Genomic DNA, 23,057 nt, shown 5'->3' with positions numbered 1-23,057 from the left:
GTCGGCCGGGGTCGGCGCGGAGGAGAGCCGGGCGCGGAACGAGCCGGGTAAAGGTCTGCCCTGGGGGAGTTCGCCGATGCGGGCGGCCGGTGACGATGAAGGTATGCCGCGAGATGACGGGGTAGTGCCGGGACAGCCCTGCTGGGTGGAGCTCGCCGCCGGGGATCCCGGTGAGGCGGCGAGCTTCTACGGCGAGCTCTTCGGGTGGCGGATGGAGTACGAGGAGTTCGAGGGCTACGGCCGCTTCATGCATGAGGGCAAGAGCGCGGCCGGCCTCTGGCCTGAGGCGACGTCGGGCGCCGCGGCGAACTGGACCGTCTACTTCACCGTCGAGGACGTCCGGACGAGCGCGGACCTGGTGCGGGAGGCGGGCGGGCAGATCGTCGTGGAGCCGCGGTCGCTGAACGGGCATGGCACGCTCGCGGGCTGCCTCGACCCCGAGGACGTCTTCTTCATGCTGTGGAAGCCGGAGGACTGGGGCTGCACGCAGGCGGCCGGACGCCCCGGCTACTGGTCGTGGACCGAGCTGCTCACCCGGGACCCCGAACGGGCGCAGGGCTTCTACCCGCGCGTCTTCGGCTGGGGCCGGGTCCGGGAGAGCGACCGGGTGCACTGGACGGTCGGCGGACGGGTCGTCGCGAGCATGAAGCCGATCCCGCCGGAGACCGGCGCCGAGACCCTGTCGGCCTGGCTCGTGCATTTCGCGGTCGCCGACGTGCGGGAGGCGGCGGACCGCGCCGAGGCGCTGGGCGCGGTCCGCATCAAGGAGCTCGACGACCCGCTCTACGGACTGGCGATCACCCTCGCCGACCCGCAGGACGCCCAGTTCGTCCTGATCCCGGTCCCCCCGCCGGAGACCGCCGGCCGTTTTCCCATCGCCGCCCGCTGAGCTGGGACGGGCGCCCGATCTGCCCGTGCCGGGGTTCAGCGGGCGCGGATGAGGAGGGGCTGGGCGACCTCGGCGAGGAGGCCCTTGGGGTCGCGGAGGGTGGCTTCGGCGAGGCCGAGGCCGTCGTCGGAGAGGTGGGTGCGGCATTCCATGTGGACCCATTCGCCGGTCGGGGGGCGCAGGAGGGTGGCGGTCATGGTGGGCGGGATGGAGAGCCAGCGGTCGGGCGGGAGCGTCAGGGACAGGCCGTTGGCGGAGTCGGCGACGATGAGGGCGCGGGCGAGGCCGGTGAGGTCCTGCCCGGCGACGAGGGGGACGCGGACGCGGGTCCAGACGCCGGTGGTGCCGGGCGCGTCGGACTCGGTGAAGCGCCACTCGATGGCCTGGCCGTAGCCGAAGTCGGAGGAGGCGACGGTCTGGGGGCGGTCCGGGGCGGACGGGACCGGGGGAGGGGGAGCGGAGGGGGTCTCCACGGGAGGGGTGGGACCGGTGGCGATGTACCAGGCGCGGGCGGTGACGGCGGCGCGCCCGTCGATGACGAGGTCGGCCTGGGCGAGCCGGACGAGCCGCCCCGGCCGGAGCTCCGTCACCGCGACCCGTGCGGGCCGGCGCGGGATCGGCCCGAGGAAGTCGACGCTGATCCGGGCCATCCGCGTGCCCGCCGCCGCGGACCCGTCGAGGACGTGCGCGAGCAGCGCGGTCGGCGGCCCGCCGTGCTGCGCGTCGGGATCCCACAGGCTCTGCGTCGCCCTCGTGGGCTCGAATCCGCCATCGTCGGCGGGCAGGTAGAAGGCCTCGGGGAGCACGCTCATGCGCCGATCCTCCCAGCCCGCGCCCCGCTCCCGGAGGCCGCCCCCGGTGACGCTGAGGGGGCGATGCCGCTCGCTCCCGGCGTGGCCCGAAGCCCGGACCAGGGGTGGCGCAGCGGGCCCAGACCCATTTGCCGGCCGGGGGCGTCGGCCGGTGGCCGCAGGCGGTGGCGAGGGCCTGGACGAGGCGCAGACCCCAGCCTCCGCCGTGGTCCCGGCCCTCGGGACGGGTGGCGTCGAGGGCGTCCAGGGTGAGCGGGGCGGCGTGGCGGGAGCCGGGCAGGCGGGGGCTGGGGTCCCAGACCTGGAGGAACGCGCCGCCGGACTCGCGGGTGAGGTGGAGCCGCAGCTGCTCACCGGGAGCGGCTTCTGCGGCATTGGTAAGGATTTCGGATGAGACGAGAAGAACATCGTCCAGAATGCCCTCTAGGCCCCATTTGTTGAGCCTTTGGGAAATGAGGGTCCGGGCGAGCCCGGGGGCGGCGGGAGAGGCGAGGGTGGGCAGAGCGAGATCGTCGTGGCGCATGGTCCGATTCCGGTGTCGTCGCAGGTGGTCGGCGGTGTAGAACTGCGTTGACGATGGCAGGAGCCCGGTCCCCGGCCGGATGTTCTGCGCGAACGCGATACAACGGAGGCGTTGATGCCGGTCGTCCGCGAACCCCTCGACCCCCGCATTTCCCTATGGCACTGGCTTGCCTTCCAGCTCCGCCACCTACGCGAGAAGAACGAGCTCACCCTGGCCCAGGTGGGCACCCTCATCGGCGTGGCCCGCTCCACGGTCTCCAACATCGAGGCCGCCCGCCTGCGCATCGACGACCGCCAGGCCTTCCTGTTGGACCAGCACTTCCGCACGGGCTTTCTGCTCCAACTCCTCCTGCACTACGCCCGCCACGGCCACGATCCGGAGTGGATGAAGCAGTTCATCCGATACGAGTGCGAGGCGCAGGTCATCAAGGCGTACGCGGGAAACGTCATCCCCATCCCGTTTCAGACCGAGGGCTACATACGCGGGCTGTTGGGCGAAAGCCTGCGGGGCCCGGAGGGCGTCGAGGCAGAAGTCGAGCGCCGCCTGATGGCGCAGGCGACCACGCTCGACCGGGAGGACGCGCCCTGGGTCTGGGTCCTCATCGACGAGGCGGCCATCGAGATCCCGGCCGGAGAAGGGAAGGTCATGGTCGAGCAGTTGACCCATCTGCTCAAGGTCAATCGGGGGACGAAGACCTCGGTGCGCATAGTCCCCAAGTCGGCGGGGCATCATGCGGGCGCAGACGGGAGATTCCGCATCCTCAGCTGGAGTCGCGAGATATCGCTTATGCCGGTGCGAAGAACGGTGGACGGCTCATCGAGGAACCCTCCGAATCCCGCCAGCTCGGCACAGATTTCGACCGAATCGGCAGGATCGCCCTGTCGCAGGACGAGACCAACGCCCGGATCTGTCACCAATTGGAGGTCTTCTCATCATGAACGCGACGTGGCGCAAGAGTTCTTACAGCGGAGGCGTCGACGACGATTTGTGCGTGGAACTGGCCCCCTTCCCCTCGGCCGTCGCCGTCCGGGACTCCAAGAACCCGCACCTCGGTCACCTGACCCTGTCCCCCCGCCACTTCACCCACCTGCTCACCGGCATCAAGCACCACGACGCCCAGCCCTGACCGCATCCGGACCGCGGAGAACGAATTGACGATTCACCGCGTCCGAGTGCCGCACCGAAGTGCACAGTGGACCGTGAAAGCCTCCCTGGAAGGTGATCAGCCTGCCTCGCCCTGATCTGAACGCGTTGTTTCGGACGAACAACCGCGCGCTCACACCGGTCGACGTGTTCGCCAACCGGATCGAGGAATGGGAGGCGGTCCGCCGAAGCCTCGCCGCCGTCGTCGCACAGAGACGTGCCGCGGACTTCGACGTTGAGGACGTGCAGCACCCTCGCCACAACGTCCTGGCCCTGTACGGCGTCGGCGGAATCGGGAAGTCCACCCTTTCCCAGCGGATCGCTGAGCGCCTGTCCGGTGCCCCAGGTCCGGAGCACTGGACGGCCCTGGACGAACGGTTCGGCCGCGTCCTGCCGGTCCGGATCGACCTGTCCCACCAGGCGGGTGCGGGCTTCGAATCGGTGATGCTGGCCGTCCGGCTCGCCCTGGCCGAGATCGGGCGCCCGCTGGCCGCGTTCGACCTGGCGCTCGCCCGGTACTGGGAGCACCGCCATCCGGGTGAGCCCTTGGAGGACTACCTTCGGAGCCACACCTTCCTGAACCGGTACGACCGGGGAGGCAATCTCCGCGAGCAGATGGCGTCGACGGTCGGGGAGTTGGCCCAGCTCGTCGGGATCCCCGGCGCGGCCCTGGCGGGCCGGGCTCTGCACGCCGCCGTCCGGTCTCTGCGTGAGCGAGGCCGCAACGCCCGGGCGCTCTCCGGCTGCCGCCGGCTGCCCGACATCCTGGAGGCCGAGCCGACCGAGGAGACCCTCGCCTACGCCGCGCACCTCCTGGCGTGGGACCTCGCCCAGATCCCGGCCGCGGATTCCGTGACGCCGGTGGTGCTGCTCGACACGTTCGAGGACGTCGGTGACAGGGTGCACCGTGACTTGGAACGGCTGATCCAGCGCATGGTCTGGCTCATGCCGAACGTCCTGTTCATCGTCACCGGCCGCAACCGGTTGCGCTGGGACGACCAAGGCCTGGAAGGGCAGCTGGACTGGGTCGGGCCCGAGTGCTGGCCGAACCTGGTGCCCGGGGCGACCGCCGATCCGCGGCAGTATCGGGTCGGCTATCTGTCCCCGCAGGACGGCGAGGACTACCTGAGCAGGCGCCTGGTCGTCGATGAGCGGGCGCTCATCGGCGAGGAGATCCGGCGGGTCCTGGTGCGCCGCTCGGGCGGCCTGCCGCTCTACCTCGACCTGGCGGTGATGCGCTTCCTGGATCTGCACGAGCGGACGGGGAATGCTCCAGCCGTGGACGAGTTCGATGCCGAGTTTCCCGCCCTGCTGGCCAGGATCTTCCGCGACCTTTCCGATGAGGAACGCGACGTGCTGCGAGCCGTCAGCCTCTTCGATTCCTTCTCGGTCGACCTCGCCGCCGCGGCGGCCGGGCTGGACCGGGACTCGGCGGTCCTGCGGCTGACCGACCGCCCGTTCGTCGAGACCGCGCCAGGGGCGGTCTGGCCCTACCACCTGCACGAACTGGTGCGGACGGCGGTGCGCAGCGCCGACACGTCGAGCGAGGACCGCTGGAGCGAACGCGACTGGCGGCGCGCCGCCCAGCGCGCGTTCGACGCGCTCGGCGCGGAGTTCGAGCGGGGCGGGCGTGAGCCGAGCCGACGGGTGCTGCTCGGATGCCTGCGCCAGGGTCTGAGCCTGGCCCGCGACCACGACCTGGACCTCGGCTGGCTCGCCGACGCCGCCTATGCCTACGTCCAGGACTTCGTCTGGGAGCCGATCGAGTCAGGCTCTTCCACGAACCTCGACGCCCCGGCGACGGCCCTCGCCGCGTCCCTCTCGGCGATCGCCCAACGGCAGCGGCAGCACCGGAGTCTCACCGCTGAACGGCTGCGCGAGGTCCTCGCGGCAGGGACGCTTCCTGCCGGCCTGAGGGAACTGCCCATCTATTTCCTCGCCGAATGCGAGCGCGACCTCGGCAACCTCACGGTGTCTCTGGAGGGAATGCGCGCGGTGGCCGACGGCGGCGGACGGCTCGCCCCGGATGCGGCCCGCGGAATCCTCCATCTGACCCGGCGCCTCGGGCACTTTCCCGAGGCGATAGCCGCCGCGGAAGGACTCGGCGCCGAAGGGAAGAAGGAACGCACGGTCGGCGAGATCCTGTGGACCCAAGGCTCGATAGGCCCCGCCTGCGCCTCGTTCGCCCAGGCTCGCGACCTCGCCGTCGATAGGCGGCAGCACGGGGAGGCCGCCTTGTGCCAGGCATACCTGGCGTTCTCCGCGGCCTTCGCCGACCGGGCTCGGGCCATCGAGCAGATCGACCGGGCCGACCACATGCTGCGCGGCAGCCAGGCCCGCTTCGCCGAGCTCCAGGTCACGAACGCCCGCCTGCTCGCCGACGCCGGTCATGGGTCCGACCTGCTCGACCGGGCGACCGAGGCCGCGACCCTCGCGTCGCACAACGGGCTGTCGTCCTGCGTCGCCTACGCCAAGTTCGCCCTGTGCTTCCACGCGGCCGTCATCGGCGCGCCGGACCTTCTGCGGACCGGCCGCGAGTGGCTCGGGGAGTCGGTGCGCGGCGCGGAGTTCGCCTACCTGGTGGAACTCACCTACTTCATGACCGGCGAGCAGGCCCCCGCCGACCTGCCCCGAGCCCGTTGGATCGACGGCACTGAGGCGACACGCGCTCGCTGGACGGGACTCGTTCTCGACAGACGCCGCGAAATCAGCGGCCGCAGGGGAGAATGATCAAGGTGGCCACTTATACGACCGTCGCGGACCTCGACCTCGCGGGGATCTCCGCGCTCTACTCCTTGACCGGCCTGGCACTGGAGCCCCTCGCGGGCGGCGCCGCCAACTCCAGCTTCCGGGCCACCTCCGATCAGGGCACCCACGTCCTGACGATCCTAGACAACCACGACCACGCCAGCGCGCTCCGCCTGGCCGAGCACACCGAGGCCCTGTTCTCCCTCGGGCTGCCCACGGTCGAGATCGTGCGCAACGCCGCCGGTGATTCGGTCTCCCTGCTCGACGGCAAGCCGATCCTGCTCAAGAGCTGGATCCCCGGCCGCTCCGTGGATGAACTACCGCCCGACCTCCTGCCCGCCGCAGGAGCGCTCCTGGCCCGGCTCCACATGTTGCCGACCGACAGGGTTCCCCAACTCCCGGCCGGTACCCGTCGCCTGTCGCCCGCGCACGAGGCGGCCATCGTCGACTTTCCAGACCGCGAGTTCGCCGCCTGGCTGACCGCCCGGCTGGCGGCAGTCCGGGACCGAGAAGCGGGCCTGCCGCCCCGCGCCCAGGTCATCAGCCACGGCGACGTCTTCACCGACAATCTCGTCGTCCGCCCGACGGGTGACCTTGCCCTCCTGGACTGGGAGACCGTCTCACTCGACAGCGACCTCCTGGACCTGGGCATGACCCTGCTCGGCCTGGCCAATGCCGGCGGCCGACTCGATGCCGGCCGCGCCGCTCTGATCGTCGACGGTTACACGAAGACCCGACCGCTGACCCCGGCGGACCTTGCCGCCCTGCCCGACCACACCGAGCATGCGGCCCTCATCATCGCCTTCCACCGGTATCACCGGCACAACATCCGCTTCCCCAACCCCGCCAAGGCCGTCATCCATCGCGAGATGATCGCCTTCGTGGATTCCCTCGAAGGTGCCGGTCGGTGAGATGGGCGGTCAGGAGTGGGAGGGGCGGGGGCTGGGGCCGGTGGAGGGGCCCAGGTGGCGGTGGGGGGCGTAGGGGTCGATGTTCATTTTTTGGAGTTGGGTGGTGATGTGGGTGAGGAAGTGGTCGAAGGTCGGGATGTGGGGGTTGGCGCGGATGACGGCGGCGATGGCGGTGACGCGGCCTTGGGAGAAGCTGAGGGTCTGGAGTGGGCCGGGGGTGGTCGACGGGTCTTCGGCCCAGGCGATGCCGGGGGCGACGGGGGAGTAGAACGGGCCGAACGTGTCGAGTCCGGTGCCGGGCGGGATCGCCGCGCTGATCGTCGAGACGAGAGCGGCGCCCACGTGGTCTTCGCCGTCCCCGGAGTCGTGCGGGGCGTAGTAGACGACGATCTTGTCGAACTTGATGGGCTCGTTCAGGTCGGCGCTCGCGAGGAAGACCTTGTACAGGGTGAGCCAGGGCGATACTTCGGAGCTTCCGAACAGCCGGCTGAGCGCGGTCGCGACCTCGAGCGCGATCTGCTGGGACCGGACGTTGACGATGATCCGGCGCAGTGCGCCGGACAGACCCGGGGAACTCCGCTTGTTGGCGACCCGGATGTAGTCGCCGACGGACAGGGCCTCGGTGAGGGTGGTCGCCCATAGGCGGGGCTTGGCGGGTGGCGGGGAGTTCAGAAGGGCGTCCTGTTCTGGCGTCAGTTCCAGATCCACTTCTTTCTGCAGCTTGAGGAAGAACACGCTGCGCTCGTGCTCCGCCAACTCCTCCCGCCATTTTTCGAGGTCGGTCTCCGCCTTGATGACGAGCTGGGAGGTGACTATCCCCGTCTGCTCCGCGATGCTCAGGAATTCGCCGAACCTTGCGGGGCTGATCGGCTTGGCGGTGTAGAGCGACCTGTCCGCGGTCAACCGGCGGTAGATCGTGCTCGCCTCGTCGCGTCGGGTGCGGAAGCCGTTCTCGTAATAGTGGTCGTAGATCTCTTCCAGGGTGTGCGCGTTGGTCGCGCCGATCATCTCGCGAGCCGTCCGCACCACCCGTTCGGCGGCCTGCTCTTCCCGGGTGGGCAGCGGGATCTGGGGGAGCGCGGAGGGCAGCGGGAGGGGCGCCTCGACGGTGGGCGGGTTCGCCGGGGGCACGATTCTGGTGGGGGTCGGCGGGAGCGGCTTGGGCGGGCGGCGGGTTCCGCCGATGGCGGGCGGTTTCGGCGGGGCGCCGGTGCCGGTGCCGGGTGGGAGCCGGGGGAGTTGCGCGAACGGCGGGAGCGCCGGGAGCAGCGGGAATCGCGGCACGTCGAGGGCGGGATCACCGGGCGGGGCGCCCTCGTTCGCCGGAGCGGGGAGGCGGAGAGGCAGGGGCGCCGGGCCGTCGGGTCGTGTGTTGAGGTTGCGCGGTCTGCTCAGGACGGGTCGGTCCTGCTCGGTGTCGTCGGTCTTCTTGCGGGACTTCTTCCTGCTCTGCGGGAGCATGGATCCTCCTGGGCCGGGTCACGGGATCGGGGTGGGGGCGCTGTCACGTCGGCCCGAGTGGAGCCGGGGCGGTCAGGAGCGGGAGGGCCGGGGGCTGAGGTTCGGCGGGCCGCCGACGTGGCGATGGGGGTTGAAGGGGTCGACGCCCACGGCCCGCATCTCGGCGGCGACGAGCGCGATGAAGTCGTCGGCGGTCGGGACGGACTCGTTGCGCCGGACGACGGCGGCGACGGCACTGATGCGGCTCTGCGAGAAGCTGGAGTCCTGGAGGCCCGGGAAGGTGGACGGATCCTCGGCCCAGGCGATGCCGGGGGCGACCGGGGCGTAGAACGGGCCGAACTCGTCGACCGCCGTGCCGGGCGGTATCGCCGCGCTGATGGCCGACACGAGGATCCCGCCGACGAGGTCCTCGCCGTTCTCGCCGTCCTGCGGGAGGTAGTACACGACGATCTTGTCGAGTTTGATGTCCTCGGTGAGGGGGGCGGTCGAGAGGAAGACCTTGTACTCGCTGATCCAGAGCGCTGTTCCCGGGCGTTCGTACAGCGCGCTGAGAGCCGCCGCGACTGCGAGCGCGGCCTGCTGGGACACCACGTTGACGATGATCCGGCGCACCTTGCCGACCAGGTCGCCGTACCTCGTGGTGAAGTTCCGGTTGAAGACCCGGATGTAGTCGCCGCCGGCGAGGGCGGCTTCGATCGTGTCGACGGGCCGGACGGGCTTCTGCGGTGGCTCCGAATTCAGGTAGGCGAGGTCTTCGGGTGCCAGCGGCTGAAGCAGGTATCTCTTCTCCTCGATCACCGCGATATTGCGATCGTACTCGTCCTTCTTCGCCCGCCACAGCGCCAGGATGTTCTTCGTGTTCTGGACGATCTGGGATTCGACCTCTCCGGTCGTCTCCACTGCTCGCCGGAATTCTTCGAACCCGGCGTAGTCGATCGGTGTCGCGGTGTACGACGAACTGCCCGTGGTGAACCGGTCGTAGATGGCGTTGAAGTGGTTCTTCCGCTCGGCTTCGTTCGCGTCGTCGACCTGATTGCGTGTGCCGTTCGTGTAGTAGAACGCATAGATCTGCTGCAGGGCGGCCACGGTGGCCGCGATCCGCGTTCCCCGTCGCGCGGGCTCGCGCCGCTCCTGCTCGGCGGCCCGCTCTTCGGGTGCGGGCATCGGGATCTGCGGCGCCGTATCGCGCGTCACGGGTGATCTCGCGAGGAGGCGGGCGCGCGGGGCCGCGTCGGCGGTCGGCGGCGCGAGGGCGGGCGGGTTCACCGGAGGCGCGGTCGTGGGCGGGTCGGCCGGGGGCGGAAGGGCGGGCGGGAGCCCGGGGACGTCGCGTACGAGCCGGGCTCTCCTGATGGCGGGCGGACCCGCGACGTCCTGCGGCCCGTCGGGGACGGGTTCACCCGGCGGGGTGCCGTCATCCGCCGGAGCGGGGGGCCGGAGCGGCAGGGGCGCCGGGCCGTCGGGTCGTGTGTTGAGGTTGCGCGGCCTGCTCAGGACGGGTCGGTCCAGCTCGGTGCCGTCGGTCTTCTTGCGGGACTTCTTCCTGCTCTGCGGGAGCATGGATCCTCCTGGGCCGGGTCGGTCGGTGCGGGGTCAGCGGGCTCCGGCCCGGTAGGTGAGGATGAGGCCGAGTCCGGCGAGGACGGTCCTGTCGCCTTCGACGACCAGCCTCCAGGTTCCGGCCGCGCCGCCGGGGGTGCCGAGCAGCCGGCCGTCGTCGAGGGGCAGGCGCCGGTCGCCGCCGACGAGGAACCGGGCCTCGCCCTGGTAGGCGTAGGAGTACCGGGCGCAGACGCCGGTGATCCGGCGGCCGACGATGCCGGGCAGGAGGTCCTCGGTGATCGGCAGGAGCAGTTCGGCCGAGTCGCCGGACAGGAAGGCGTTCCACGCCTCGGGGAAGGCCGTCGCGACGTCGACGTAGGCGGCCGACGGGTACGGCTTGAGCATGCCCTTGACCGCCGTGGCGAAGGACTCGCCGCCCTGTTCGGCCGTGTACTTGACGGTGACCGTGACGTCGAGCAGCCCGTAGGGGGCCTGCGGTGCTTCGAGCCGCCACCGGGACACCGCTCCGGTGCCCTCGAACGGCACGTACCGGTCGTCGTCGTAGCGCAGCTCGAACAGGCCGTTGTTGTCGCGTCCCTCCTCGAGGTCGGACAGCGCGATCTGCCGGCTCGGGCGCCAGTCGCCGCGCAGCGTCTCCGGCGGGGAGCCCTTCGGATCGAGCAGGTACCTGACGGCCTTCGCGTCGGGCTCCAGCACGGTCTTGGCGTCGAGCTGGGTGAGGGTCGCGTTGACCCCGACGGGCCCGTCCGCGGTCTCGAAGGTGACGCTGAGGGTCCTGATCCGGCGGCGGTAGTGGCCCGGGAAGTCGCGGTCGAAGAGCGACTCGTCGAGCGCGAACTCGCAGCGGCCCTCGTCGAGCAGGGCCAGCAGGGCGAGCGGGTCGAGCCGGAACAGGGACACCCGCTTGGTGATCTCCAGCCCGCGGGCGTCGCCGCTGAAGTGCGCCTGGCCGAGCCGCTCCAGGTCGAGGGAGAGGGCCTCGGCGGCGAGCAGCCCGGCCCGCCTGCCGTCCCAGTACGTCGGCTGGATGTGGGCGGGGCCGGTCGCGCCGTGCTCGAACCGGTGGGCCCGTTCGGCCTCCACCGCCATCTCGTACGCCAGGTGGTAGGTCTGGAAGTACAGGCCGGACAGCCGCCCGGCCATCCAGCCGTAGAGCTGGGCGCCGGTGAACTTGCCGGTGAGGAACGCGCCGACCTCGCCGGTGTGCGCGGCCTCACGCTCGTTGATCTCCAGTTCGCGCAGCGCGACGGCGACCTGGTGCTCGGCTCCCCTGACCTGGTGGCCGAGCTGCTCGACGTCGGCGCGGGAGACGGCGAGCTGGAGGCGCCACTCCTCGAGCTGCCGCTCCTGGTCGGCGCGGACGCCGAGCAGCTCGCCGAGGAGGCCGAACGCCTCACCGAACGACTCGGCGACCTCGGAGCCGATGTGGAGGGCGTCGCCGACCTGGTCGCCGCCGACGGACACGCCCATGATGAACGGGCCGATCAGCGACTGCGGCACGCCCGCGGCGATGGCCGCGCCGACCTTGAGGCCGCCCGAGGCGAAGTGGGAGGCGACCCCCAGCGACATCGTCGCGATCTGGGCCTGCTGGAGCGGTGACAGGCCGTCGGCGATGATCTTCTCGTAGTGGGCGACGCGGCCGGCCGCGCCGGCGAACGCGGCCTCGGCCTCGCGCAGGCCCGCGCGGGCGATCTCGACCTGGTGCGCCCTGACGTCGCGGGTCAGCGCCAGGATCGCGGCCTCCTGCCGGTTGTGCAGCAGTGCCAGCTCCTCGGCGTCGCGGCGCTCGAACACGCCGAGCAGATCCCCGGCGAGCTGCCTGAGCCGGTCGGCGAGGTCGGTGGCACGCCGGTGCAGGAACGGGAACTTGTAGGCCGGAACCGGCGCCTGAGCCGACTCGGCGACCTGCTCGACCGAAGCTCCCCGCGCGACGCCGCGCACGAGCGCCATGACGTCGGCGGGCGGTTCGAACAGCGGCACGGGACGGCTCACGCCGAGGATGTCGAGCGAGGCGCGGATCTTGCGGAGCCGGTCCTCGACCCGCGTCCGGTAGTCGAGGAGCGCCGCGTTGCCCGGCACGTGGAAGTACGGGTTCGCGACGCCCGCGTGGATCGCGCCGGACCCTTCGAGGAGCGCGCCCTGCGCGGTGAGATGGCCGACCGGGGCCGAACCGTCCCCGTCGAGCGCGTCGTAGGTCGACGCCGCGGAGAGCGCGCGCGGGCCGCGGTCGAAGGGGAGGTCTCCGAGCAGGTCGTAGGCGAACACGTACAGCATGCGCGCTTCGTCGATGCTCTCGGCGGTGTACTGCCGGAAGAGCAGGTCGCCCCAGTCGAGCAGGTTGTCGATGTAGGCCATGACGGTCGAGCGCCGGTAGGAGGACGGGCGGAGCGCGGCGATCGCGTGCGGGTCGAACGGGTCGTCGAGGTAGGTCCGCAGGAGGGCGTCGCGGTCGCCCATGAGCCGGTACCGGCGGCGCAGGCCGCCGATGATCTCCACGCGTTCCCGCAGCCGCCGCCCGGTCTCCGCAGCCGGGAGCGCGTCGAGGGCCGCCCGCACCTGGTCGAGCCCGCGGTCGGCGAGCCCCGCGAGGTAGGCGTCCTCGGCGGCGGTGAGGTCGCGGGCCTGGAGGAACGCCGGCGCGAGCGCGGCGACGGCGTCCAGGACCGGGGTGAGCCGGGCCTCTGCGGTCCGGGAGCCGAGCTCGCGCAGGTCGTCCCGGCAGCCGGCGACGAGGGCGGGGACATCGGCGGCGAGGAACGGCAGGAACCGCCAGTGCCGCCCCCGCTCGGTCGGGTCGAAGACGTGCGAGTACCAGCGCCGGGCCTCGTCGAACCGCTGGGCGGAGTTCAGCGCCTGCGCGATGAGCAGCGGCGCGTGGAAGAAGATCTCCCAGTAGTAGACGCCGTTGGCGCTGTCGAAGTCGAGATGCGAGCCGACGGGGACGCCCGCGGCGGCGACCTCGGGCCTGACCCGGACGGTGGTGGCGTCGGACTCTGCGGCGCTGAACCGCGGCAGCTCGTCGAGCTCCTGTGTGGAGGGGTCGAGGAGCGCGCCGACGCCGCCGGTGAGCAGGCGCCGGTTCAGCTCGGCCGCGGTGCTGGACGTGAGCCGGATGATCTCGGTGGGCAGCGTGGCGATCTCGTAGGGCCGCGGGACGTCCTCGGTCCTGGGGTAGGCGGCGTAGTTCGCGCCGAGGAAGAAGTACAGCGTGGTCTCGCCGTCGAGGACACCGTCGAGTGCCTGCGGGAAGCCCGCGGGCAGGCAGCGCCAGTTCTCGCCGATCGGCTGAAGGTCGAGGACCGCGTCCGGCTCCTGACCGTCCTGGAGCCTGCCGTAGCGGCCGCCGCTGAAAACGTACCTGACGCCGTCGCGCTGGAACACGGCGTCCACCGGCTGACCGGGCTTCCTGGGGTATCCGGCGTCGACGTGGTCGGGGATCGCGCCGCCGTCCAGGGTGTACCTGACGTACTCGCCGGAGCCGATGAGGAACAGCTTCCCGTCGGCCACGTACGCGGCCTCCACGGCACCGGTCCTGCTGAGCGCGGTCGGGACCCGGCCGAGGCCGCGGCTGGAGCGCGGGGGTTCGGTGGCCCCGGCCGTCTCGACCGTGTAGGTGCCCTGCGCGTTGTCGAACGCGTACACGGTGGTGCCGAGGGTGAAGGACGGCCCGGCGTGGCCCGTCTCGGGGACGCCGTCGGGGTTCCTGGTGAGCGGCTTGGGGTAGCCGCGCTCGGGCGTGTTGTCGGGCATCAGCCTGACGTACCGGTCGCCGAAGACGAGATGGGTGCGCCCGCCCCGGACGACGACGGCGTCGAGCCCGGTCCGGCCGGACACGCCCCAGGCGGTGATCGGGTGGATCGTGCCGAGCGCCCCGGACACCGCGAAGCCGTCCCTGGCGCGGGAGTGGAAGATCTCGATGCCGGACGGCAGGGAGAAGGCCGCGTCGACCTTCGGCCAGCGCGGCAGGTCCTCGGTGTTGTCCTCGATCCGCTTCGGATAGCCGGGGTCGAGCCGCCCGAAGCCGCTCCTCGGATGGCGGTAGTACTCCTCGCCGGAGAACAGGAAGACGTGGTCGCCGCGGACGAGCACGGCGTCGACCGTTCCGGTCCGGCCGAGCGCGGTCGCGACGAGCCCGAACCGCTCCCCGGTCGGCCTGCGCACCTGCTGGGACGCGAGCTTGCCGGGCGGCACCGCGACGTACCTGCCGCCGGCGTTGTCGAAGAAGTACGCCGTGCCGTCGGGGAGCCGGAAGGCGGCGTCGACGCGCTCCCAGGTGGTCGGGAGCCGGTCCTCGTTGCCCTTGAGCGGCAGGACGGGCGGGGCGTCGACGGGCCCGGCTACGGGCCGGCACAGGAAGCTGCCGCCCTTGTGGTCGACGCTCGACCAGGGGCCGTCGGTGGTGTCGGCGGGCGCGTTGAACCGGACGACCTGGGCGGGGTCGATCGGGGTCGCGCCGGGCTCGTCGAAGATCCTCGACAGGTCGGCGGCGCGGGCGGGCGGGGTCGTGCCCGCCGCGGGCATGCCGTACAGCTCGGGCGTGAGGGTGAACGCCGACGTCACGGCGGTGCCGCCCACGGCATAGGAGCACTGGACGACGATCGCGTCGTGGTCGGAGACGCCGGGGACGGTCCTGGAGGCCTGGACGTAGAGGCTCACCCCGGTGATCGGCCCGTTGCGGAGCCGGTCGGCGGCGAGCACCTGGGCGGGCACCCACTCCCCGTTGAGGTTGCGGAACGAGTAGAGGATCCTGACCCGGTACCGGGGCGGCGGCGCGGTGACCTTCTGCCCGGCCGCCTGGGGCGTCGTCACGATCGTGGTCTTGGCGAGGTCGTCCTCCGGGACCGCCTCGACGACGGGCCAGAACACGAACACCCGGCCGAAGGCGTGCACGGGGTCGACGCGCTCCGCGTCGATCTGGACGTCGACCTTCTGCCACGGCTCCCACGTGGACGACAGCCCGGCGCCGTCGCGGAACTCCGCGGCCCGGTGGTAGTAGCGGCGCGGCTCGGTGCGGGTCCGCCCGAACAGGACGAGCCTGCGGTGGCCGTCCGGTGCGCCGTCCTCGGGATAGACGTAGCCGCCGGCGATGGCGAGCCGGGACACCTCGGTGTACTCGTCGAGGTAGCGCTGGTAGGCGGCGCGGACGCCCTCCTGCGTGGTCTCGCCGCGCAGCAGATCCTCTTCGAGTGCCTGGAACGCGGGGGTCTTGCCCGCGCGCAGTTCGGGCCGGAGGTAGTTCTCCGGGTAGAGGAAGACCTTCCGGTTCGCCTCCCAGATCCGGTGGTTCTTCAGCCACTCCCACCAGGTCCTGATCCGGTCGCGGACCGCGTCGGGGTCTTCTCCGTCGCGCGGCAGGGCCGGTTCGAGGTCGAGCAGGTAGCGGTGCAGGAAGAGCTGGGCGGCGGCGATGGCCTCGCGGACCCGGGAGGTCGTGCCCTCCGGTCCCATGGACACGTCGAGGAGGTACCGCTCGAAGAGCTCGCGGGGACCGCCGTGCGCGGCCGTGACCGCGGCGACGAGGGCGTCGCGTTTGCGCGCGTTGAGGTCGCTTCGGAGCCGGGCCGCGGTCGCGGTCCACTCGGCCGGGGAACTCCTGCGCTCGATGAGGGCGGCCAGGGCGTCGGCCGCGGCGCCGGGATCGGGTGAGGGGCCGTAGAGCCGCGCCCAGACGGTCTCGTGGATCTCCGACGGGCCGGTCCCGAACGTGCGGGCGGCGGCGAACACCTCGTCGAGCCGCAGCAGGAACTCGATCTCGAAGGACGCCTCCTCGCGGGTGCGCGGGGTGAGCAGGCCGCTGTTGCGGCGGGCCCAGCGCAGCTCGGCGGGGTCCCAGCCGAGCAGCTCGGCGAGGTACGCGTAGGGGTCTTCGGCGCCGGTGACGAGGAACTCGGCGAGGCCGGCGGTCCGGGACCTGGCCAGGTAGACGAACCGCACGATGGTGTGGAGGTCGCCGAGCCGGTAGTCGGACGTGGCGGACCAGCGGTGCCGGAACTCCTGCGGGAAGTACCGGTCGGGCTCGTGCGGGTCGCCGGAGAAGCGGACGTACCGGTCACCGCTGGTGAGGTAGGCGCGGCCGGCGAAGGTGAACGCGCCGTCGGGGCCCGCCTCGAACGCGGGTGGCAGATCGCCCCAGTCGTCGTCGACCGTGCGCGGGAAGCCCGCGTCGGCGTATTCGAGCGTGCTGCCCGGCCCGTAGCGCACGTACTGGCCGCCGCTGAACGCGTGCAGCTCGCCGGCGGGGGAGACGAACGCGGCCTGGAGCGGGCCGTCGGCGAAGGCGTTGCCGACCGTGCCCCAGCGGCCGGCGATGGGCAGGACGCCCGAGCCGCCGACGAAGTCCTTGCCCTTGAACAGGTAGACGGTCCCGTCCTGGGCGCGGAACGCCGCGTCGACGCCGTCCCGGAACGCCTCGGGCAGGGCGGGGACGCCGAGTTCGGCGGACAGGTCGTCGAGGGAGCGTGGGTAGCCGTCGTCCACGTACGCCCGGTCGGCGGTCGAGTAGCGCACGTACTGGTCGCCGGACAGCAGGTAGACGCGGCGGCCGGAGACGATGGCGGCGTCCACGCGGCCGGTGTCGGCGATGGTGTTGCGGGCCTGCCCGAGCCCCTCGATGCCGTACGTCGCGGTGGCCGACGGCGAGACGGTGTGGCAGACGCCGCCGACGATCAGGTGGATCGTGCGGTCGTTGCCGATGACGGCCTGGATCGGCTGGTCCAGCGCGTCGACGAACGTCTCCGGCAGGTTCGTGAACGGCGGCTCCTGACGGAGGCCGACGGCCGTCTTCTTCGGATAGCCGGGATCGACCGCCGCGTAGCCGGGGCCGGTGTAGCGGACGTACCGGTCGCCGGAGAACAGGTAGGTGTAGGTGTCCTGCCAGACGAACGCGGCGTCGACCGTGCCGCCGGGGGCGAGGAACGGGTTCTTCGAGACGCCCCACCGGTCGCGGATGGGCTCCTGCGGGCCGAACACGCCGTCGGCCCATCTGGTGTACGTCTCGTCGTAGAAGAAGTACGTCGCGCCGTCGGGGACGGTGAACGCGGTGCGGAGCCCGTCGGGGGCGTCGAGATCGCGGGCGAATCCGGGCCAGAGCCGTTCGATGGGCCGCCGGATCGACCAGTGGCCGGTGTCGGGGCGGTAGGAGACGCAGTCCTCGCCGCTGAGCAGGATCATCGTCGCGCCCTCGAACAGGACGGCGTCGGGGAAGGGGAAGCCGTCGGGGGCGCCGAAGTGGGACGTGTCGGTGATCGCCGGGTAGCCGTCGTCGGGGACGGAGTAGTCGGCGCCCGAGTAGACCGAGTACAGGATCCGGCCGTCGTCGTCGGGGAACGAGAACACCGAGGTGACGCCGTCGTGGACGTAGGCGAGCGACACGTCGGGCAGGCCCGCCCAGTGCTCCGCGATCGTCCGGGGGTCGCCCTCGGCGGTGGCGCCCGCGTCGGCGGACACGATGAACTGATCGTCGCAGAACAGGTACGTCCTGCCGTCGCGGCCGGTGAAGGCCGCGTCGATCCGGCTCTCCTGGTGGACGGTGTTGCGCGGCCGCCCCCATTCGTCGGCGAGGGGGTAGGCGCGGTTCAGCTGCGTGTTGAAGCACTGGGCGCCCTGGAACAGGTAGGTGTTCCCGTCCGCGCCCATCAGGACCGCGTCGAGGCCCTGCCGGAACCGCTCGGGCACGGTCCGCAGCGTCCGGGGGCGGAACCGCCGGGACTCCACCCGCCCGCCCTCGAGCGCCGAGCGCCGCGTCCAGCCTTCGTAGTAGGCGCCGTTCATGACGACGCCGCCGTCCTCGACGAACGCGCACGTCACCTGGCCGAGGCCCAGGTCGTCGTACTTCCGGTACGTCGACGCGGACACGGCGTGGCAGAGCCCGCCGCGGAACAGGTACGCGGTGCGCCGGTCGGCGTAGGCCGCGTCGACGCCGTCGAGGACCACGTCCAGGGCGCCGAACCCCGGCTCCGAGGCGAGGTCGGAGACGAGCCGCGGATACCCGTCCTCGACGGTCGCGAGGTCGCCTCCGGCGTAGCGGAAGTACTGGTCGCCGGAGAACAGGTAGGTGTGAGCGCGCGGGACGTCGACGCCGTCGACCTTCTCGGTGACGTCGCGGACGAGCGCGGCGTCGACCCGGCCGGTCAGCCGGATGTTGTTGCGGACGTCGTCCCAGTGCCCGGCGATGGTGCGCGGGTAGCCGTCGTCGACCCGGGTGTAGTCGGCGGTCGAGTAGCGGACGAACCGGGTGCCGGAGAACACGTACGTGCGGCCGTCGTGATCGACGAACGCGGCGTCGACCCGGTCGAACGGGACGCTGTCCCAGTGCTCGCGCAGCGACTTCGGCGCCGACCACCAGCGGTGCCGGGCGTCGAACGTCACGAACCGGTCGCCGGCGAACAGGTAGGTGCGGTCGTCGAGGCCGGTGAACACCGCGTCGACGGGCCCGAGGTGCAGGCCCGCGGGCATGTTCCACCAGTTGTCGGACAGCGGCCGGGGGAATCCGGCGTCGGGTGTCCCGTAGTCCGGGGTGGAGTAACGGACGTGGAAGCGCGAGCCGTCGGCGCGGACCTTCATCCGCAGGCCCTCGGACCTGACGGTCAGCGTCACGCCCTCCGCCGTCGCGAGCGTCCACTCGGGCGCCGATCCGGCCAGCGTGGTGAGGGTCAGGCCGTGCGCGGCGAACCTGTCGCGCAGCGCCGGGACGAGCTCGCCGCGGACGATGTCGTCGTGAAGGGAGTCCTCCAGCTCGAACAGCAGGCCGCCGGAGCCGAACAGGTAGGTCTGGCCGTCCAGGACGAACGACGCGTCGACCCGGTCGAGCCCGGCCCAGTCGCGGGCGATGGAGCGCGGATACCCGGCGTCGACGACGGAAGGGCCGTCGGAGTACCGCAGGTACGTGCGGCCGGAGAACAGGTAGGTGCGGCCGTCGGCCCCGGCGAGCAGGGAACCGACCGTCCCGTCGGCGAGGACGTCCGGGAGGACGCCCCACCGGTCGGCGGTCGGCACGGGGGCCGCGTCGCCGGGGACGGACGTCGTGGCGCCGTCCTTGAACAGATGCAGGACCCCGTCGGGGCCGGTGAAGGCCGCCTCGACGCCGCTCTCGAACCCGGGTGGGAAGCCGGTGGTCTTCCTGGGGAAGCCCTCGTCCACGCGGACGCCCGGGTTCTCGATGCTGTCGGAGTAGCGGACGGTCTGGCCGCCCACGACCAGGTGCACGGCCGACGGCGAGGTGTACGCCGTGTCGAGGCGCTCGGCCGCGTCGAACGACGAGCGGATCCGGCCCCATCCGCCGGTGCCGTCGAGCACGTGGATCCGGCCGTCCGGGGTCTGGAACGCGTCCACCGGACCGGTGGGGAGCGTGCCGACGCCCTCGCGTTCCGCCCACTCGGCGACCGGACGCGGGTAGCCCTCGTCGACGTGCGTGTAGTCGGAGGTCGAGTAGCGGACGTATTGGTCGCCGGCGAACAGGTAGGTGTACCCGTCGGAGTCGGTGAAGGCGCCGTCGACGCGGGCCGGGTCGGTGAAGGCGTTCTTGATCCGGCCCCAGGTCTGCTCGCGGGGCGCCCAGCGGGTCCCGCCCCGTTCGCGGGTGAACGCGCTCGACAGGCCGTCCGCGGTGCGGCCGACGAGCCATTCCACGCCCGTGGGCAGGGTGAACGCGGCGTCGATCCCGGTCAGGCCCGCGAACCGGGCCGAGAGGTCGGTGAGGGGCTTCGGCGCGGGATCGGCCAGGGCGTAGGTGTCGGCGGCGTACGTCCAGTAGCCGGTGCCCGCGAACACCAGGATCCGGCCGTCCCAGCCTTCGAGGAGCGCGTCGAACCGGGACACCCCCGGCGGCAGCGCCAGTCCCTCGGGGAACTTCGCGACCAGGTCCTGGTCGCGGAAGACGGCGGTGATCTCGACGGGCGTCAGGCCCAGCTTCGCGGCGAGCAGCGCGAACCGGCGGATCCTGCGGAGCGCGAGCCGGAAGCGCGGGTCGAGGAGGGCGCCGGTGAGGGCGGGCGCGGCGAGCACGTCCATCGGCCTGCCCCCGGTCACGGCGCCGCAGATCGCGGCGGCGGCGTCCGCGGGTACCCCGGAGGCGTCGGAGAGCACCCCGTACAGGGCCTGGGACTGCCGTTCGGCCTGCTTGGCGAGGAGGCCGGTGATCTCGGCGACCGCCGCGGACGTCTCGACGGCGACGGCGTGCAGCAGGAAGAACAGGTCGTGGCTGTAGTCCTCAAGGCCGGTGAACGTGAAGTCGTACACGCTCCCGACGGCCGCGAAGTACTCGAGCCACTCCTCGGCGACGGCGAGGCCCTCGGTGAGGCGGCCGGAGTCGATGAGCACGCCGAGCACCGTGTCGCGTTCCTCGCGGGTGAGGCCGAGGTCGGAGAACGCCGCAGGGGAGACCCGGTAGGGCCGCTCGTCGGCCAGGATCCGCCCGATCCGGGCGAAGACCGTTTGGCGGTCGGCCTCGGTGAAGGCCGGACCCAGGTCGAGGGAGCCCGCAGGGTCGGCGAACAGATCCTCGTCCAGGACCCGGCCACCGGAGGTGTGGACGCCGTCGAGCGCCGCGATCACGCGAAGGCAGGCCACGGCGTCGGCGACCTCCGCGAGGTCGTCCGGCCGGACGGTGAGCAGTTCGGCCTGGAATCCAGCGATCTGGGACTGCATCGCGGCGAGGATCGCGCGGCGGTGCGGGTGGAACTCCAGCGCGAGCGGGAAATCACGCGGTGTCGCCGCGGCGAGGGCGGCCGGGTCGCGGTAGCGGCCCCCCGCGTCGAGGTGACCGGCCGCGACCAGGGCGTCGACGAGCGGGGCGAGCCGCTGGCCGGGCAGCTGCAGCCCGGCGAAGATCCCCTGGTCGAGGTGGAGTTCCGCGGCGGTGAACGCGGCGATCCGCGCGTCGATCAGGGCGGCGATCGCGTCGGCGGCGTCGGCGAGGCCGACGCTGACGGAGAACAGCGGCGCGTTGCGGGGATCCAGGAAGAAACCGGGATCGAGGAGTTCGCCGTCCTCGTCGAGGTGGCCGTGGAACACCAGGTCGCCGTACAGCTCGGCCTGGAGGTCCGCGGGCAGGCCGAGCGGGGCGAGGTCGGACGGGTGGACCGAGGCGGAGCCGTCCGCCGCGGCCCCGATCAGCTTGAAGAGGGTCTCCCGGTACGCGCCGAAGTCCGTCGCGAGCACCAGGCCGGCGCCGGGGGCGGCGGCGATGACGCCGTCGGGGGTCAGCACGCCCTGCCGCACGAGCCCGGCGTAGGCCCGCTCCCGGAGCCGGTCGCCGAGACCCAGCCCGGCGAAGTCCTCGGGGACCACGACGCCCAGGTCGGTGACGGCGTCGTAGGCCGCCGTGGCCGCGACCGTGGGATCCAGCCGGAGCAGGCGGTCGTCGGCGGGCGAGACGACGCCGTCGTCATAGGCGGTGAGGACCTCGTGCACCACCTGCGCGGCGCGCTCGCCGAACCGGCCGCCCGCGAACAGGGAAGGCGCGAGGCCGACCTGCTCGAACGCGTCCGTCATCGCCGCCGCGAACGCCGCGCGGCCTCCGTCGTCCGGTTCGGGCCGTCCGCCGAGGACGGCGCCCAGCTCGTCGGCGGCGAACCCGGTGGCCTGCGCCCAGTGCAGGAGCGCGAACAGCGTCTGCGCCAGCCACAGGCTCTCGGCGGGATCGCCTCCTTCGAGGATCCGGAAGCAGTCCGGGGCGGACTCGGGCGGCCGTCCGATCACGGGGAACGTGGTGAACCGGCGCTGCGACGGGTCGGTCTCCAGGACCGCCATGACGTCGAAGAGCTCGCTCGCGGTGACGCCCAAGGCCGCGGTGAGCACCCCGGCACGGCGCAGCAGGCCGATCGCGGCGGGCCCGACGTCCCCGCGATCGAACGGGCTCGCCTCGCGGTCGGCGTACCGCTCCCGATAGCGGCGGACGATCACCGCGATCTCGCTCTCGGCGACATCTATCTGCCCGGCCAGGCGGTACCGGTAGTCCTGGTTCCGGTCGGCGAGGATGTCGCCCGAGCAGCCCTGGACGTCGTCGTCCTCGACCGGCACGACGAGCCTGCGGACGTCGGTGATCGCGAGGCCGTGGACGCGGTGGAGGTGGAGCGCGGCGGCGAGGGCCTGGAGGTCGACGCGCCCGCCGCAGCACGCGTCGAGGAGGCCGCCGAGGTCGGTGAGGGTGAGGCCGGTCAGCCGGGCGAGCTTCACGGACCGGTGCGCCCGGTCCAGCCAGGCCGCCTTGTCCGCGCCGTGCCAGGCCAGTGCCGCGCCGCCGGGCTCGACCGCGACGGGCGGCGTGGCCGCGACGAGTTCGCGCAGTTCCGCACCGGTCAGGCCGAGGGCGGCGGCGAGGCGTTCGGCGCGGTCGAGGACCGCGAGGGTCTCGGTGGCGGGGTCGAGTCCGTAGGCCGTGGCCAGTTCGCCCGGGCCGATCGCGGTGGTGACGGCGGCGGCGTCCTCGGCGGACAGACGGAGGTACTCGCGGGCCAGGAGGTCGTGGTCCAGGTCCACGGCGAACAGCCGGTACAGCTCTTCCGGGGCGACCTGGAGGACGTCGAGGTGCTGCCGGAGGCGGGTGCCGTCCAGCGAGAACGGCAGCGCGGTCGGGTGCCTTCGCGTCCGCAGCCCGTCGTAGGGCCGGTCACCGAGCAGTCCTTCGAGCACCTCGTTGACGATGTCGAGGTACGGCGTCTCGGTGTAGGTGTTCTCTCCGTCGAGGAGCACCCGCTTCAGTCCCGGCCGCCGCTCCAGCAGCGAGGGCCGGTCGAAGGTCCCCTCGATCAGCGCCAGCAGTTCGACCAGGTAGGCCGCCGGGGACGTGACCGACCTGGCGTCGTCGTCCTCCCGGAGATCCGGTTCGCCGAAGAGCTGCACGTAGGCGGGGGACGACTCGTCTTGCAGCAAATGACCCTCCAACTCGCGAACCAGCCGCCCAATGCTCACCGAGCCCGCCGTGAAGCGAAACCGAGCAGGGACCGAAACCACCACCGCGCGACGATCAGGCCGCCGAAATGTCGGGGACTGCCGACTTTGGTCCGGTA

8 protein-coding genes and 2 pseudogenes are annotated in these 23,057 nt (G+C 72.1%); 5 read left to right on the top strand and 5 right to left on the bottom strand.

Annotated features, from left to right (window positions below; all coding sequences use genetic code 11):
• The first annotated feature begins 103 nt into the window (after window positions 1-103).
• Window positions 104-889 (top strand): VOC family protein, encoded by a 786-nt coding sequence (locus EDD29_RS23305; protein ID WP_170201525.1) that lies wholly within the window; start codon window positions 104-106, stop codon window positions 887-889.
• Between the two features lie 35 nt (window positions 890-924).
• Here EDD29_RS23305 and EDD29_RS23300 read toward each other — a convergent pair whose 3' ends face one another.
• Together EDD29_RS23300 and EDD29_RS48160 are read right to left on the bottom strand one after the other, a co-directional pair.
• Entirely contained in the window at window positions 925-1,701 is a 777-nt protein-coding gene (locus EDD29_RS23300; protein ID WP_123666451.1) for a thioesterase family protein, read from the bottom strand.
• 172 nt (window positions 1,702-1,873) lie between these two features.
• Window positions 1,874-2,224: pseudogene (locus tag EDD29_RS48160) on the bottom strand (ATP-binding protein); the annotation flags it as partial.
• 114 nt (window positions 2,225-2,338) lie between these two features.
• Here EDD29_RS48160 and EDD29_RS48155 point away from each other — a divergent pair.
• The 4 genes and pseudogenes from EDD29_RS48155 to EDD29_RS23275 all read left to right on the top strand — a co-directional run.
• Window positions 2,339-2,938: pseudogene (locus EDD29_RS48155) on the top strand (Scr1 family TA system antitoxin-like transcriptional regulator); the annotation flags it as partial.
• A gap of 220 nt (window positions 2,939-3,158) precedes the next feature.
• Window positions 3,159-3,350, top strand: coding sequence for a DUF397 domain-containing protein (locus EDD29_RS23285; RefSeq protein WP_123666449.1), 192 nt, complete (start codon window positions 3,159-3,161; stop codon window positions 3,348-3,350).
• A 125-nt stretch (window positions 3,351-3,475) separates the two neighbouring features.
• Window positions 3,476-6,097 carry an ATP/GTP-binding protein gene (locus EDD29_RS23280; RefSeq protein WP_123666448.1) on the top strand — a complete coding sequence of 874 codons (2,622 nt, stop codon included), beginning with the start codon at window positions 3,476-3,478 and terminating at the stop codon, window positions 6,095-6,097.
• A gap of 5 nt (window positions 6,098-6,102) precedes the next feature.
• A complete protein-coding gene (locus tag EDD29_RS23275; protein ID WP_170201524.1) occupies window positions 6,103-7,026 on the top strand; it encodes a phosphotransferase in 924 nt (307 codons plus the stop codon).
• A 9-nt stretch (window positions 7,027-7,035) separates the two neighbouring features.
• Here EDD29_RS23275 and EDD29_RS23270 read toward each other — a convergent pair whose 3' ends face one another.
• From EDD29_RS23270 to EDD29_RS23260, 3 genes are all read right to left on the bottom strand, one after another.
• Entirely contained in the window at window positions 7,036-8,487 is a 1,452-nt protein-coding gene (locus EDD29_RS23270; protein WP_123666446.1) for a T3SS effector HopA1 family protein, read from the bottom strand.
• A 72-nt stretch (window positions 8,488-8,559) separates the two neighbouring features.
• A complete protein-coding gene (locus EDD29_RS23265) occupies window positions 8,560-10,047 on the bottom strand; it encodes a T3SS effector HopA1 family protein (RefSeq protein ID WP_123666445.1) in 1,488 nt (495 codons plus the stop codon).
• 33 nt (window positions 10,048-10,080) lie between these two features.
• Window positions 10,081-22,920: a Tc toxin subunit A-related protein gene (locus EDD29_RS23260; RefSeq protein ID WP_148086061.1), complete on the bottom strand. Its 12,840-nt coding sequence runs from the start codon at window positions 22,918-22,920 to the stop codon at window positions 10,081-10,083.
• Window positions 22,921-23,057 lie beyond the last annotated feature (137 nt).

It is taken from the genome of Actinocorallia herbida (assembly GCF_003751225.1).
Taxonomy (GTDB): Bacteria; Actinomycetota; Actinomycetes; order Streptosporangiales; family Streptosporangiaceae; genus Actinocorallia; species Actinocorallia herbida.
The sequence above is the reverse complement of the archived record's forward strand: the minus strand, read 5'-3'. Positions and strand labels throughout refer to the sequence as shown.

Excerpts from the sequence above, each read along its gene's own strand:
- EDD29_RS23305 (WP_170201525.1), top strand. The coding sequence starts at position 104 with ATGCCGCGAGATGACGGGGTAGTGCCGGGACAGCCCTGCTGGGTGGAG.
- EDD29_RS23300 (WP_123666451.1), bottom strand. The coding sequence starts at position 1,701 with ATGAGCGTGCTCCCCGAGGCCTTCTACCTGCCCGCCGACGATGGCGGA.
- EDD29_RS23285 (WP_123666449.1), top strand. The coding sequence starts at position 3,159 with ATGAACGCGACGTGGCGCAAGAGTTCTTACAGCGGAGGCGTCGACGAC.
- EDD29_RS23270 (WP_123666446.1), bottom strand. The coding sequence starts at position 8,487 with ATGCTCCCGCAGAGCAGGAAGAAGTCCCGCAAGAAGACCGACGACACC.
- EDD29_RS23265 (WP_123666445.1), bottom strand. The coding sequence starts at position 10,047 with ATGCTCCCGCAGAGCAGGAAGAAGTCCCGCAAGAAGACCGACGGCACC.